Below are 13,612 nucleotides of genomic sequence, written 5' to 3' on the forward strand. Positions count from 1 at the left end.
CCTTCAATGACCTCGGCGGGCAGCGACGAGAGAATTGGCGAGGGTGCGCTTCTTGACCGTGTTGCCGTCGCGATAGGACTCGCGCAGCAGGACGGCGGGGGGCGAGTTGCGGTTGGGGACGTGTTCGATGTACATGAACACTTATTCAAGCAAAAATCCGCCGAAACGCATTAGAAAAACACTAATTTACATGGCTACATAATAGGCGCAAAAAATGACCAAAGCCCAGCGCCGACGCGGGTTCCGGCCATTCGAGAAGCCAAAGCTCGGACTAGTTATCAACGTTAATGACATTCAGGTCGATCATCTCGGGCCTAGATAGGTAATTCATCTCTGAAGCCTTTGACTTGGTTCCAAGGTCGACGATCCTGGGAGAGCCTCCCATCTCTAGCACGTATGCGCCCCAATTGGCGGCTTCCCGCGCGGCCGACTGCTCGATTCGCTGAATGACAGCCTTAATCGCTTCTCTATCGGGCTGTCCGGGTGTTGTGCCGTAAGCGTGGAGGATTCGCGCGAGCGTCCGATCAACCGCTTCGTCGCTACTGACCGACGTAGCCATATGGATGCCGTAGCGACCGCCTTCATCCACCCGCCGGGCGATCCCTCCCATGAAGATGTCGGCACACGAGCTTGCGCAACGAGCACCTTTCGGTATCCGCGTTGACAAGCCCGCACGCCGGATGGCTCTTCCCATCGCAAGGCCTTCAATCACCAGGCCACCACGAGAGTCCAGCAGGACCTCACTCACGGGCTGCGATTGGCGTAGCACGCGCTCGAAGCGTGCGGCGTCGCCCTCGGCAATCGCCCGTCCTCTGGGAAAGTCTGCCGATGCCGGTTCATCCCGAACGAGAAGCACCCTCCGACCTTGATACTGGATCAACTCCACTGAAACTGCTTGTGCGGCGGGAATGCTAAGAAGCATTGTCACCAAACATGCAGCTACCCATCTCCCGAAGGTGTGAATGGCTTCATTTTGGTTAGGCGACACGAGTGCGAGTTCCATTGCTATCACGACAGTAGGTGGCGACTTGTTTTGTTTCCTTCCCGGCGATGTACGCTACCTCGCGGACACTCTCACAATCGGTACGACCGGCAACCTGGGTCGGACCTATCGCCTGCGAGGATCCCTGGGCCTTTCCGTTCCAGGTGACCGTCGGCGCTGGCGTTGCCGTGACGTCGCGTTGTGCTGCTGCCCGCGCCTCGGCAGCGCGTTGTTCCGACTGCGCGCGGGCCGCCGCTGTTTGGGCGGCCGCGAGATCAGCACGACGCTGCGCCTCGATTTCCGCGTTTCGCTTCGCCAGTGCCTGCTGAACCGCGGCGTCGCGCTCTGCCATGGCGCGGCGGGAGGCCTCTTCAGCGCGCTGTCGATCTGCCTCGTCTAGCTTCGCGCCGATCGCAGAGCCGGCGAACAGGCCGACTCCCGCCCCGATGGCGCCGCCAATCGCGGCTCGTGTCGCCTTATTGCTGCTCTTGCTTCCAGTCGTTGCGCCGATGGCCGCACCGGTCACTGCACCGAGGGTCGCGCCGAGCGTGGCGCCGGTCTGCTGATTGGTCGCACAGCCCGAAGCCAATAGAACCCCAAGGGCTAGCGCACCCGCGCTTGCAAAAAACGACAATGGCCGCTGGCTCGCGGTCAAGGATTGCACTTCACGCGCGCTATCCATACTTTCCTCCATCGTCACTGCCAGTCGTACGGGCGCGCTGTCGCGGAGCCCGCGTTTTTTGTTCTTGCTGGTCAGGGCGTGGCCATCGGTCGCGGGCCCGGATTCGAGTGCCGCCCCAGGGTTGGGCTCGCTGTTGTTCCATACCACGCTCTCCCGCGAGGCCTGCATTACAGGCTCTCGACTCCCCCGGGATCGTACGCATCGCACATAGGTACGCAAAAGGGCACGGCTTATAGCCGTGCCCGCGATTTTAGACATGCGCCTTAGGAAGAGGTAAAGCCAACGGGTTGGGCGACATTCAACCTGATGGTCAAAACATGTCTTAAGACTAGGAGTTGTGGGGCCCTAGTGCAAGTCTCAGACATCAGACAAAGCCCTCGATTGGCCTGAAGGATCTTCGCTCTCGCCGCGTGGCGCACGGCATAACCATCCCACTTCGACCCCAGCCGAGGCTTTCCAATCGGCGCAACGCCGGATAGGGGCAGCCGTGCCACCGCTTTGGAAGCGGTTCCTAAGCGCAAGTCGCCCAGACTCGCCCAAATGAATGCTGGACCGTTGAGGTCCTCGTCCGGCCTTCCGGCCCCGACGGTCGGAGCGTCACAGTGCGACGCTAGTAAGCCGTATAGCCACAAGCAGGAAGGCTCTCGTCAGGGCCTTGCATCGTTAAGCCGTTGGCGAATCTGCCAGGCTAGCATGTCCACCGAGCGCGTGGCTGGAGCGAAACGAAAGCGACCTGGGGCGACCCACTGCCCCAGGCGCATCCATCCGTCGGGGAATATACAGACGTGCAGGTCATTGTTAATGACTACCACACCAGCTAAACCGGGATGGGTTGTTACTCCGTGGCATCGAATGCCGAGGCGCTCCAGATGACGTCGCACGGCACTTGCTCGCATGGCGGCTTACCCCGGTTGGACCGCCATTTTGCGGCGAACTCTAGGACGCGTCAGTTCGCGTGCGCACCGACAAGGTTTGTGCCAAGCGCAAAGCGCCAAAGCGCTCCCGTCCGCTGATCAGTCCGTGGACCGACAAGCGGCGGCTCCTCAGTCAATCCCTATTGTGATCTGCGTCGCAGCACTGACTTCCCTCCGATCACGGTTCTGATGCCGTAAGACGGCCAAGGCGCGAACGGCCGTTGAAAAAGAGACAGAAAGCCAAGACGGCGGCACCGTTCGCCGCCGTTACCTGGCAATTGAGCGGTCAGCCGACCGAGACTTGGATCCGCTGCGGTTGGGCTTCTTCGCGCCGCGGGATGGTCACCTTCAGCACGCCATCCTGCAGGTTAGCTTCAATGCGGGCTGCATCCAGATCCGGACTGAGCGCGAAGCTCCGCGCATAACGTGGCTGCCGGATCTCTGCATGTTGTACGCGCAATCCGGCCGGGGTCGGCAACAGGGCTTCGCCTTCGATGCGCAGGTTGGCGTCGTGGACGTTGACCTCCAGCTTCTCGCGCGGCACGCCTGGCAGGTCGGCCCACAGCGTAACGCCGGCGGAGGTCTCGTAGATGTCGACCGCCGGCACCAGCGTCGGTGCCTGCATGTCTTCGCGGCGCTGGGCAACGGAGCCCTGCCTGCCTTGGGGGTTTTGATCGCGCTGGGCGACGGGGTTCGATCCGTTCATGGCTTGCTCCTGATCTCAGCTGACAGTTATGGCACGCGGGCGCGACGCTTCGCGCTTGCCCACGCTGATCGAAAGGCAGCCGTTAACGTAACGCGCTTCCACCTTGTCCGGGTCGGCCGCCTGTGGCAGCTCAATCACGCGGCGGAATTTGCCCGCGAAGCGCTCCTGCGCGTAGGGCCGCGCCTCGGTGTCGCCCTCGGGCTGTACCGGGGCTCGCTCGCCGCTGATAGTCAGTAGGCCCTTGTCGATCGATACATCGAACTGGTCCGCCTTTAGGCCCGGCGCGAACAGCACGATCTCGATCGAGTCGTCAGTGATGCCCAGGTTGAGCGGGGGATACGCCCCCAATCGCCCGGACCGCAAGCTCGAAGGAAATCCGCCGAACAGGTTCGCCATCTCCCGTTGCAGCCGGTCCAACTCACTGAACGGGTCAGTCGTGAAAAAGAAGTCACTCATGGTCAGATCCTCCTTCTTTGCAGCGGGAAAAGTGAAGGCGTACGTGCCTGCCACCACCGCTGGCCTATCTAATCAATAGGAACACGCCGCGTCGCGTTGTCGCGACGACTGGGTAACCTCTAATTAGTGTTGGGCCAGGAAGATTTCAAGAGTCTTGAGCCGCATGCGCTGCGACTCATCATCGCCGCACTTCCGCTATCTGGCACTGCCCGAGCGATGCCGAATTCATGAATGAGGTCGCGCCAGCGCGACAGAAGGAAATTGGGGCTGGAAGCCTGGCGCAGAGCAAGGCTGATCCGGCCCCACGGCATCGGTTTGTGAATCAGCTCTTTACGGGGGCGCTTGCACCTCTGCACTGGCATTGCGGCCCACAGGCGCATCCAACTCCGCACTGACATTGTGGCCCGCAGGCGCACGCATTATGCTCGGCAGTTGTCTGGCATCCGCAGACGCAGCCGGCGCCGGGGCAAGCAGCGCATTCGCATGTGGATTGGGTAGTGGTATTCATGGCGATGGTCCTTTCTGTTGGAAACGAGACGCCAGTGTGCGACCACTGATTACGGACAGATTGAACGAAACGGCTAAATTTCGCCTAGACGCGCTGAACGCTAATGCCGCCGGCCAGCACGCCGACCATACGCTTAAATGTGCGGGACAAATGAGCGGAGTCCGCGAAGCCCCCGGCATGTGAAGCTTCGGTCAAGTTGTTGCCGGCAGCATATGACGCGATGGCAAGTTCGAGACGCAGCCAGAGTACGTAAGGCCGGAACCGGATGCCTGTTTCCTGTAGGAACAAATGGCGGAAGCGCTCGGGAGAGAGATGGACGGCATCCGCGATCTCGGGCATCGTGACCGCCTCGCCGATCCGTTCGCGCAGCACTTCAATGGCGCGCTCGATCCGCTTTTCGAGCTGCTTGGACGGCAAGGCCTGGTCCAAGGTAAGCCTTGCGATCACTGCGCGAGCGAGGGCGCTGAGGTCTCCGTCAGTGGCGTTTGCGTCATAGGCGGCGGCGATCGCCGCCGCCTGATCGGCGAAGGTGTCAGGGGCCAGCGATGCGATCCCTGTACTGAAGCGTTCCCTCAGAATCCGTCCTTCGCGCGATTCGGGTTCGGTGAAAATGAGCGCAACGAGCTCGCTGCGTGAGGTATGGGCCTGCAACGCCGTGTATGCCGCTGCCCATTTCGACTTTGCCCCCGTTCCGAGCGCCTGAACGTCGACAGCCGCCTGAGGTGCCGACGCGCCGCCGCTACCACGACGCACTGCGCGTTCAGCAGTTTCAGTTCTGGCGACGGCGCTATAAGCACAACGTTATCGTTCGCTATCGCCAGGCCCTGGCCGGGCCGGCGTCAGTGCATTTTGGCCCCCCCCCAGCCGCTCACCTTTGCTTGCGAGTCCGGCAGGGAAAGCGACAGCAGCAGCCAGACTCGGCCGTTCCTTGATGCGCAGGTGGCCGACTGCTTTGGCCGAGGGAGAGCTGATTGCCAGCCTCCCCCTGGATGACCGCTCCTCGCACCTCACCGGCCGGAGAGGGCTGGATGAGAAGAAGTTGAGTGGCAAAGCCGCCCCATCCTGATCAGGCCGAGCGCTCGTGTAGCTCGTTCTTATTGATGCTTTCGCGCAGGCTCATGGTGATCAATCCTCGATCGTTCATGGCGCGCTCCGGTTCCGGCTCAGGCGCTACCAGTATAGAGAGTCGGTCATCTGATCCTGGATCCACCCGATCGCCTCCGCCCGCTCATTGGTGGCTGTCATTGCTGTCGTTGCTATCGCTTCCGTCATCCGGATTCAGGGTTCTAGTTGGCGCCCCCTGCTTATTGTCCTGCTGTTCGCCATTGCGATAGCGCCCCTTCCACCACTTCGCCGAAGCTCGAAACTCCAAATTCTTCAAGGCAATCAATTCAGAGGAGAACAGGCTTGTCGCTTAGCTCGTTGAGTTTGTTAGGCTGACAAGGAAAATGCTGCTCCAGATGCTGGCTGATGGCCTGGATGCCGGTAATGACACCGCGTCGATACTGTCTGCCTCGGAACGATGCTTCCATTGCTCTGCAGATGGTATCCCATTCGGGATCGCCGACCTTCGCATGGATGCCACGGTCGGCAACAATTTCGACGCTCCGGTCTGCTAGCAACAGGTAAATCAGGACGCCATTGTTGTGTTCCGTATCCCAGACGCGCGTCTGCGAGAAGACCTCAAGAGCGCGCTCACGTGCCGACAACCCCTGGAAAAGGCTCGCCAGACTCAGTGCGCCCTCCACAACAAAGCAAAGCTGCCCGATATGGTTGGTTTCGCTCGTTGCAATGGCTTGTTCGACGGTCGTCAGTACATCCTGTGGGAAGGCACGCCCGACCCGCCAGTGCGTCATCAGCAGATGCCTTGCGATTCGCTTGACGTTTTCCATCACCATTTGCCCGAGGCGCCACCGCCGCCAAATCCACCGCCACCACCGCCGTACCCTCCCCGTCCGGACCCGCTACCGAAACCGCCACGACCGCCAATGCCTCTCCAGCCCATATGTGATCCGCCGAACAGGGTAAAGACGAGCGCGATAGCGCCTGCCATAATCCCGACTGCAAGGGCACCAGATAACAACCAACCGATGATGCCGACTGCGCCGCCAGCGGCCACGGCCCCCGGGCCTCGACCCAGGAACGAGCGCAGTAGCCCGCCTAGTACCACCGTGAGCACAAGAATGACCGGCATGAGTTGGCGCACGGGGTCGCGCTCACCTCTTTCTCGCCGTGGAGGTGGCAAGGGCTCCCCATTGACAACACCCATTATGCGTTCTACACCGACTGTCACACCGGCATAGAAATCGCCTTGCCTGAATCGAGGAACGATGTCGTCGCTGATGATGCGTTTGCTCATGGCATCGGTCAGGACGCCTTCGAGACCGTAGCCGACCTCGATACGCATCGCTCGGTCGTCCTTCGCGATGATGAGCAGGGCTCCGTCATCCGCTCCTTTGCGCCCAAGTTTCCATTTCTCAGCCACGCGGATGGAGTATTGCTCAATGGCTTCGGGCTGCGTGGTGGGGACCAAGAGAACAGCAACCTGACTGCCTTTTTCGGCTTCAAAGGCCTGCAGCCTCTGCTCCAGCGCCGCTCGCTGCTCGCTGGTGAGAGTGCCGGTCAGGTCAGTCACACGTGCTGTCAGCGAAGGAACGGCGACATCCGCAGTGGCCCCCACAGATACACAGGCCAGAAGGATAAGAAGCAACCCTCTTACGGACAAATGCCACTTCACTTGGCACTCCCAGGCGCGCTTGCCGGCGCGGCACCGAATTCAACTCTTGGCGGCTTGGCAATAGTCGATTCGCTAGCTACCGTGAAATTTGGCTTCTCCTTGTAACCAAGGGCCATTGCTGTCAGGTTTGAGGGAAACGACCGAACAGTTACGTTGTAAGCCTGCACCGATTGAATATATCGATTTCTCGCGACAGCTATCCGATTCTCTGTGCCCTCTAGTTGGGACTGGAGGTCCCTGAATCCCGCGTCGGCTTTCAGTTGGGGGGAGCGGTTTTGAAAGCTGTGACGGAGGCGCGAGTGCGTGTTGGTGCCATCCAGGTCACTCCCGAGACTCTGAACGATCCGAAGGCAGTTGCCCAATTCCAGGCCGCTCAGCAGCAGTTGTCGGGGACCTTGCTAGGCTCCTGGTGGTCTCTTAGAACTATCCACACCCTGTGAGGCTGACTGCGATCAACGACGTAAAAAGCCAACCATACTTTGCACACAAGACACCTCCGTTCTGATGCAGCCTCCAAACGGCAGCCGTACAGCCTAATAACTCGCCTCAAAGCCAGCCCGAAAATGCCGCACCGCCGTCGAAGTTCGGTTCGCCATTTATCGTAGGCGGCGTCGACGGCCACTCTCTTGATTTGCCTCAAGGCCGACGGGGTCGGGCGCTGCAAATCGGCGTGCGCGCTCTCGCTTAGCCTTCCGTTCACGTGCACCAATGAGCATAAATTCGAGATTTTCGCCGAAAGCAAGTGCTTGGCAGCTTGTTCGAAATCGATGCCTAGAATGTCTGCATGCCGACCGCATGCAGGAGGTTGTGATGCCCGCCACGGAAAAAATTGCGTTGGCCATTGCCAGCGTGCCATCGCGGTCGAGAGAGCAAACCGAGATGTGCGAGCACAAAGGCATCGGACATCCGGACAGCCTCTGTGACGGGGCTGTCGAAGCTGCAGCTCGCGCGTTGTGTCGTGCCTACCTTGAGGCCTATGGAGCAGTCCAGCACTTCAATCTAGACAAGGCGCTGCTTATCGGCGGAGTGAGCGCACCAAAGTTTGGCGGGGGAAAAGTGCTGCGCCCAATGCGATTGTTGGTGTCCGGCCCGGTTACTGAACTTCCGTCGGCCAACGCCGAGCAAGTTGTCGAGCAAGCTATTCGGGAGTACCTGGCAACGTGCTTGGGTGGTGTCGGCAATGACATACGCATTGAGCCAATTTTGCGACCGTCAGCTCCAAACCTCCGGCGGGTGACTGAGTCCGCGTCTCTTCCCCTGTCTAATGACACATCCTTTGGCGTTGGCTATGCGCCACACTCCTCGCTTGAAAGAGCGGTGCTCTTGGCTGCACACCTTCTGCGCTCGCTCGCCAATAGCAGAAAGTTTGAGGCAGCGGGACTCGATTACAAGGTGATGGGGAGTCGCCTGGACGAGCATCAGCGCCTCACCATTGCACTGGCGTTTGTGGATCGATGCGTGCGCGGCGTCCCTGAGTATTTCACGCACAAGGAGGAGATTGGGTCGCATCTAGCCGCGCACATCGGCATTGAGTCTGAGATTGTCATCAATACTCTGGATAATCGAGATGCTGTCGACGAAAGCGGGATTTACCTGACCGTCACCGGCTTAAGCGCTGAGCATGGGGATGACGGCCAGGTCGGACGTGGGAACCGAGTCAACGGCCTGATAACACCCTATCGGCCAATGTCTCTGGAGGCGGCAGCGGGAAAGAACCCGGCGTCACATGTCGGCAAGCTCTACAACGTGCTCGCCCACCGGTTGGCCGCGCAGATCCATGCAAGCATTGATGGCGCGGATGAAGTTGTCGTCCGGCTTCTCTCTGGAATTGGACGTCCCATCGACCAGCCCCAACTGGTTGCCGTCGATATCGTGGCCGAGCATACCCTTTCCCCCGCTCAGGAGCACCAGATTCGTGAACTCGCCACGCAACGGCTTGCCGAGCTCCCTGCCTTGGTCGATGAGCTAGTCCACGGCACGGTAACGGTCTTCTAGGTCCCCGATCTCGGGCCGCAGGAAGCTACGCGGCGCCTCGCCAGATTCACCGCTGGCCAGCAACATGCGCTCACCTAGCGGCTGCGTGTGCCGTTCTAAGTTCATTCCAAAGCCGACGCCCACAGCGCCGTTAGCGGGCTGTGGAGTACTTGACTTACATCAAGGAGCAAATCGCTTGGTCGCGCACCATAACAAGAGAAATTGCCAGCTGCAGGTCCTCCTAATCGCCCCAAATGAGAGGATGGAATGCCGACCAGGTCTGCTACCCCATTTGCCGGGAATAACGGAGCTACCGACGCCCAGACAGTCCCAATGACGACCGAGGACCCGGTTGCCTCCACGCAACTCGTACGTGACCCCGTTTGTGGCATGGAGATTCCTCCACAGGAGGCCACTGCCAGCACGGAAGTTGACCAGAGGCGGTATTGGTTCTGCTCTCCGCACTGTGAACGGGCCTTCCTCGCCAACCCGGCGAAATATATCCCTCATCCCGTTGATGCACGCAGTTCATCCGAACCCTCGGGTAGTGCTAAGTCACCGGTCAGCACTCCTACACCTACGGCGGCAACGTCCGCGCTTGCGTCCAGCGCCGCCAAGCAACTCGCCAAGGACCCCATCTGTGGAATGATGGTGGACAAGGCTACGGCCCTGTCTGCCGAGCGTGGCAACCGCAAGTATTATTTCTGCAGCGAAAGCTGCCTTCGGACCTTCGAGTCGCCAGAGAGCGAGTTGAAAGCCATGAAGACGCGCGTGACGATTGCCCTCACGGGCGTCCTCGCGCTGGCGGTGCTGCGGGCCGGAGCTTTCCTGGCGTTGGCGGCTGGCGCAACCCTCCTGACATGGGCGCCAATTCCGGCCTTGCCGTGGTTCACCTGGGGGATGTGGCTATTTCTCCTCGTCACGCCAGTGCAGTTCGTTGGCGGCTGGAGCTTCTACAAGGGGGCGTGGAACGCCGTCCAAACGCGCAACATCAACATGGACTTTCTCATCGCCCTGGGGACGTCCGTCGCGTACTTCTATAGCGTGGTAGTTCTGTTCTTCCCGACCTGGCTGCCGGTAGAGGTTGAGGAGCGGGATGTCTACTTCGAGGTGTCGGCAGTAATCATTGCCTTCGTGCTACTGGGCAAGTACATGGAGGAAATTATCAAGAAGAAATCGTCGGCCGCAGTACGGCGATTGCTCGACCTACGCCCCGCCCTCGCGCATGTACTGCGTGATGGGAAGGAAGTGGAAATCCCGGCGGAGAGCATCATGGTGGGCGAAGCGGTCGTCGTGCGCCCGGGGGAAAAGATTCCTACCGACGGCAAGATTATCGAGGGTGAGACCAGCGTTGACGAATCGATGCTGACCGGTGAGTCAATGCCCGTTGAGAAGAAACCAGGTACGGCAGTCATCGGCGGCACCCTCAATCGCAGCGGGGCCTTCACCTTCCAGGCCACAAAAATCGGCGCCGACACCGCGCTGGCGCAGATAATCAGGATGGTCGAGGACGCTCAGGCCAGTACTGCGCAGATTCAGCGGATTGCCGACCAGGTCACCGGATACTTTGTGCCGGCCGTTGTCTCGGTGGCCGTGCTGGCGCTGGTTGGATGGTCGGTAGCAGGTCACTTCCCCCATGGGCTCCTCGCGTTTGTGGCGGTGCTGATCATTTCGTGTCCGTGCGCTCTAGGTGTTGCAACACCGGCAGCACTGATGGTCGGTGTCGGCAAGGGCGCAGACAATGGCATTCTGATTCGCGGCGGCGAGGTGCTTGAGCGCGCCGAAAAGCTCACGACGGTCGTCTTTGACAAGACAGGAACGATTACACGCGGAGAGCCCACCGTCACTGATGTCATCTCGCTGTCGAACCATGAGGAATCAACGCTATTGACCTTGGCTGCTGCCGTCGAGAGTGGGTCAGAGCATCCGCTGGGCGAAGCCATCGTCCGCGCCGCGCAACATCGCGGCCTGACCATCCCGAAAGCCAACAGTATCGTGGCCCTGTCAGGCATGGGTATTCAAGGTCAGGTCGACGGTCAGCAGGCCTGGCTAGGCAATCGGCGCCTATTTGCGCGTCAAGGCATCCCGACTGACGCGGCCGAACCCCTACTGAGGAAGCTCGAAGCCGATGGCAAAACGGCCATGCTGGTCGGCGCGGGTACACAACTGCTCGGCCTGGTGGCTGTGGCCGACACAGTGAAACCCGAAGCGACCGAGGCGGTCGAGGCATTGAAGGCGCGCGCCATCAAGGTTGTGATGCTGAGCGGTGATAACCGTCGTACCGCCGAGGCAATCGGCCGGCAGGTTGGTATTGAGCACATCATTGCCGAGGTGATGCCAGAAGACAAAGTCGAGACTATTCACGCCTTGCAAGAACAAGGTGAGGTCGTGGCCATGGTGGGAGACGGCGTCAATGACGCACCGGCGCTTGCTGCAGCGGACATCGGCATTGCCATCGGGTCCGGCTCGGACGTCGCTAAGGAGACTGGCAGCATCATTCTCATCCGCGATGACGTGCGTGATGTGGTCGCCTCCATCCAACTGTCACGGGCGACGATGCGCAAAATCAAGCAGAACCTCTTCTGGGCTTTCATTTACAACACCATCGGCATCCCGGTGGCAGCCCTCGGACTCCTTAATCCCATCCTGGCGGCCGCAGCGATGGCGTTGTCGTCATTGAGTGTAGTTGCCAACTCGGCGCTCCTCAAACGTGAACGGCTTGGCTCCGGCGTTGCCGGCTAGGAGGCGAGATGAAACACGCACTGGCATGGACATGCGCTGCACTCGCGACGCTGCTCGCGGCCGCTATCGTCTACCGGTTCGGGCTGACACCGCTCACCATACTGGTTGGCCTACTCCTGCTGTCCTGTCCAGTCATTGTGGTGTGGGTCAGCTTTCGCCTTTCGCGACAGTGCGAGCGCGATATTCGAAACGCCGTCGAGCGTGAGCTCCAGGACAAACGTTGAAGAGAGGGCCTAACGATGAACTGGCTATCACAAAACCTCAATTGGGTCCTGCTTAGCGGAGCGAGCCTCGTCGCGCTGATAGCGTGGCAACGATTCAGAACCAATCCGGACCGCAGGCAACCAGGAGCACGACTCCACTGCTCGCTACCCCGTCACCCGCAAGAAGGTCGATATAGCGCACGCCATTATGGCTAATTTCGAAGGCAGGACGTTCTTCTTCGAATCCGAAGCTTCCCGCACCGTCTTTCAGCAAGACCCCGCGAGATACCTACACCGGCGTCATCACCATCACGGCTGCTGCTAGCAAAACAGCTTCCACAGTGGTCTCGCCATCGGAGGAGACTATGAATCACGATCACCTCAATCATGAGCGGCCGGAAGACGCGCGGCGATCGGTGTCCAGGTCCAAACTGGTCATGATTGGCTTTCTTCTGGTGATTGGCTACTTCCTCTGGACTGAACATCAGGCGCACGTCATTCAGTTCCTGCCCTTCGTCCTGCTGGCCGCTTGCCCGCTGATGCACATGTTTATGCACAGTGCACATGGGCACGGCCACGGTCGTGAACGAGATGAGGGGACCAAGGATGTGAACACCAAAGGAGAACGATAATGCAACCCGATACGCAATCCAGCTACGGTCTGTGGTCGTTGGTGATTATCAACTCCGTCGTTTTCATCATGTTTGCCTTCAGCTTCACCAAGCCTAAGACCACGCGTGACTGGCGCTCCTTCGGAGCTTTCTCGGCATTCATTGTGGCACTCTTTACGGAGATGTATGGCATTCCACTGACCATCTATCTCCTGATGCCGTGGCTGTCGGCGAAGTTCCCGGGTATCGATTTTCTCTCCCACGATGCCGGACATCTTCCGGAGATGATTTTCGGATGGCGCGGCAACCCACACCTGGGGCCGTTTCACCTCGCGAGCGACATTCTGATTTTTGGCGGCTTCATCATGCTGTCTTCCGCCTGGAGGGTCCTGTACCTGGCCCAGCAGAAGCACAGCCTCGCGACGAGCGGGCTTTACACACGCATGAGGCACCCTCAGTACGTCGCATTCATCCTGATTATGTTCGGCTTCCTGCTCCAATGGCCAACCATACTCACTCTGGTGATGTTCCCTATCTTGGTCTGGATGTACGTTCGGCTGGCCAAGGCGGAGGAGCAGGACGCTTTGGCCGAGTTCGGGCAGGAATATGAGGAATATCGCCGAAAGACACCAGCGTTCATTCCCCACATCTCAGGCGGAGATGTTCCTCGGACGCGGCCTCATTGAACTCAATCGTAATCTCCCCTGCATGCGGAGGCTGACATGAAGCCCTTCAAAACCGGTGTGACGCTATCTGCCACCGTCGTGCTCTTCTACGCTCTCTGCACGCTCGTATGGATGGCACTTCCCGAGTCTTTCATGAACTTCATGAATGCGCTTTTTCACGGACTCGATTTCCGACGCCTTCAAACGGGCCAGGCGTTTTCGTGGTGGTCCATCATCTACCCGGCCTTGGTGTTTGCGGTCTGGTTCTTTGCTGCCGGTGCATTCTTTGCGTGGTTACACAACAATCTCAGGGAAGAGAACTGACCTAATCTGGACTGCCGATATTGCCTACAAGGCGTAGCGGCTTGAGCGCCTTGAATGTCGCCGGGTCACTTTACTCCAACCGCAGCGCCGGTGAATCGACAGCCGGCT

Annotated in this window: 14 protein-coding genes and 1 pseudogene; 6 read left to right on the forward strand and 9 right to left on the reverse strand. The window is 59.7% G+C overall.

The annotated features are described in order from the left end of the window. Positions 1–3 precede the first annotated feature (3 nt). The 9 genes and pseudogenes from LPA45_RS32130 to LPA45_RS32170 all read right to left on the reverse strand — a co-directional run. Positions 4–135, reverse strand: coding sequence for a hypothetical protein (locus LPA45_RS32130; RefSeq protein ID WP_271816225.1), 132 nt, complete (start codon positions 133–135; stop codon positions 4–6). 136 nt (positions 136–271) lie between these two features. Continuing rightward, positions 272–1,003 carry a hypothetical protein gene (locus LPA45_RS32135; RefSeq protein ID WP_116323789.1) on the reverse strand — a complete coding sequence of 244 codons (732 nt, stop codon included), beginning with the start codon at positions 1,001–1,003 and terminating at the stop codon, positions 272–274. Beyond that, on the reverse strand, positions 978–1,832 hold the full coding sequence (locus tag LPA45_RS32140) for a glycine zipper domain-containing protein (protein ID WP_158577775.1): 855 nt from the start codon (positions 1,830–1,832) through the stop codon (positions 978–980). Before LPA45_RS32140 ends, LPA45_RS32135 begins: the two co-directional genes overlap by 26 nt. A 1,032-nt stretch (positions 1,833–2,864) precedes the next feature. Continuing rightward, complete coding sequence (locus tag LPA45_RS32145; RefSeq protein WP_116323787.1) at positions 2,865–3,284, reverse strand: Hsp20/alpha crystallin family protein; 420 nt, start codon at positions 3,282–3,284, stop codon at positions 2,865–2,867. 15 nt (positions 3,285–3,299) lie between these two features. Beyond that, positions 3,300–3,740 (reverse strand): Hsp20/alpha crystallin family protein, encoded by a 441-nt coding sequence (locus LPA45_RS32150; RefSeq protein ID WP_116323801.1) that lies wholly within the window; start codon positions 3,738–3,740, stop codon positions 3,300–3,302. Positions 3,741–4,332: 592 nt separating this feature from the next. Continuing rightward, positions 4,333–4,899: a helix-turn-helix transcriptional regulator gene (locus tag LPA45_RS32155; RefSeq protein ID WP_233528470.1), complete on the reverse strand. Its 567-nt coding sequence runs from the start codon at positions 4,897–4,899 to the stop codon at positions 4,333–4,335. A gap of 740 nt (positions 4,900–5,639) precedes the next feature. After that, positions 5,640–6,140 carry a TPM domain-containing protein gene (locus LPA45_RS32160; RefSeq protein ID WP_116323800.1) on the reverse strand — a complete coding sequence of 167 codons (501 nt, stop codon included), beginning with the start codon at positions 6,138–6,140 and terminating at the stop codon, positions 5,640–5,642. After that, positions 6,140–6,958 (reverse strand): TPM domain-containing protein, encoded by an 819-nt coding sequence (locus LPA45_RS32165; protein WP_376790714.1) that lies wholly within the window; start codon positions 6,956–6,958, stop codon positions 6,140–6,142. Before LPA45_RS32165 ends, LPA45_RS32160 begins: the two co-directional genes overlap by 1 nt. 23 nt (positions 6,959–6,981) lie before the next feature. Beyond that, positions 6,982–7,296 (reverse strand): annotated as a pseudogene (locus LPA45_RS32170) (LemA family protein); the annotation flags it as partial. Positions 7,297–7,795: 499 nt separating this feature from the next. Between LPA45_RS32170 and LPA45_RS32180 the strand changes: the two are divergent. From LPA45_RS32180 to LPA45_RS32205, 6 genes are all read left to right on the forward strand, one after another. Beyond that, the gene (locus tag LPA45_RS32180) at positions 7,796–8,980 is read left to right on the forward strand and encodes a methionine adenosyltransferase (protein WP_116323799.1); all 1,185 of its coding nucleotides are present in this window, start codon (positions 7,796–7,798) and stop codon (positions 8,978–8,980) included. Between the two features lie 312 nt (positions 8,981–9,292). After that, on the forward strand, positions 9,293–11,701 hold the full coding sequence (locus tag LPA45_RS32185) for a heavy metal translocating P-type ATPase (protein WP_116323798.1): 2,409 nt from the start codon (positions 9,293–9,295) through the stop codon (positions 11,699–11,701). A gap of 8 nt (positions 11,702–11,709) precedes the next feature. Continuing rightward, positions 11,710–11,925, forward strand: a complete 216-nt coding sequence (locus LPA45_RS32190) for a hypothetical protein (RefSeq protein WP_116323783.1) — start codon at positions 11,710–11,712, stop codon at positions 11,923–11,925. 344 nt (positions 11,926–12,269) lie between these two features. Next, positions 12,270–12,536 (forward strand): DUF2933 domain-containing protein, encoded by a 267-nt coding sequence (locus LPA45_RS32195; protein ID WP_116323781.1) that lies wholly within the window; start codon positions 12,270–12,272, stop codon positions 12,534–12,536. Then, a complete protein-coding gene (locus LPA45_RS32200; protein ID WP_116323780.1) occupies positions 12,536–13,201 on the forward strand; it encodes an isoprenylcysteine carboxylmethyltransferase family protein in 666 nt (221 codons plus the stop codon). Before LPA45_RS32195 ends, LPA45_RS32200 begins: the two co-directional genes overlap by 1 nt. 36 nt (positions 13,202–13,237) lie before the next feature. Continuing rightward, positions 13,238–13,504 (forward strand): DUF5676 family membrane protein, encoded by a 267-nt coding sequence (locus LPA45_RS32205; protein ID WP_116323779.1) that lies wholly within the window; start codon positions 13,238–13,240, stop codon positions 13,502–13,504. Positions 13,505–13,612 lie beyond the last annotated feature (108 nt).

This window comes from Cupriavidus sp. Agwp_2, from assembly GCF_040784895.1.
Classification (GTDB): Bacteria; Pseudomonadota; Gammaproteobacteria; order Burkholderiales; family Burkholderiaceae; genus Cupriavidus.

Coding starts and splice junctions, on each gene's coding strand:
- LPA45_RS32130 (WP_271816225.1), bottom strand. CDS start 135: ATGTACATCGAACACGTCCCCAACCGCAACTCGCCCCCCGCCGTCCTG.
- LPA45_RS32135 (WP_116323789.1), bottom strand. CDS start 1,003: ATGGAACTCGCACTCGTGTCGCCTAACCAAAATGAAGCCATTCACACC.
- LPA45_RS32140 (WP_158577775.1), bottom strand. CDS start 1,832: ATGCAGGCCTCGCGGGAGAGCGTGGTATGGAACAACAGCGAGCCCAAC.
- LPA45_RS32145 (WP_116323787.1), bottom strand. CDS start 3,284: ATGAACGGATCGAACCCCGTCGCCCAGCGCGATCAAAACCCCCAAGGC.
- LPA45_RS32150 (WP_116323801.1), bottom strand. CDS start 3,740: ATGAGTGACTTCTTTTTCACGACTGACCCGTTCAGTGAGTTGGACCGG.
- LPA45_RS32160 (WP_116323800.1), bottom strand. CDS start 6,140: ATGGAAAACGTCAAGCGAATCGCAAGGCATCTGCTGATGACGCACTGG.
- LPA45_RS32180 (WP_116323799.1), top strand. CDS start 7,796: ATGCCCGCCACGGAAAAAATTGCGTTGGCCATTGCCAGCGTGCCATCG.
- LPA45_RS32185 (WP_116323798.1), top strand. CDS start 9,293: ATGACGACCGAGGACCCGGTTGCCTCCACGCAACTCGTACGTGACCCC.
- LPA45_RS32190 (WP_116323783.1), top strand. CDS start 11,710: ATGAAACACGCACTGGCATGGACATGCGCTGCACTCGCGACGCTGCTC.
- LPA45_RS32195 (WP_116323781.1), top strand. CDS start 12,270: ATGAATCACGATCACCTCAATCATGAGCGGCCGGAAGACGCGCGGCGA.
- LPA45_RS32200 (WP_116323780.1), top strand. CDS start 12,536: ATGCAACCCGATACGCAATCCAGCTACGGTCTGTGGTCGTTGGTGATT.
- LPA45_RS32205 (WP_116323779.1), top strand. CDS start 13,238: ATGAAGCCCTTCAAAACCGGTGTGACGCTATCTGCCACCGTCGTGCTC.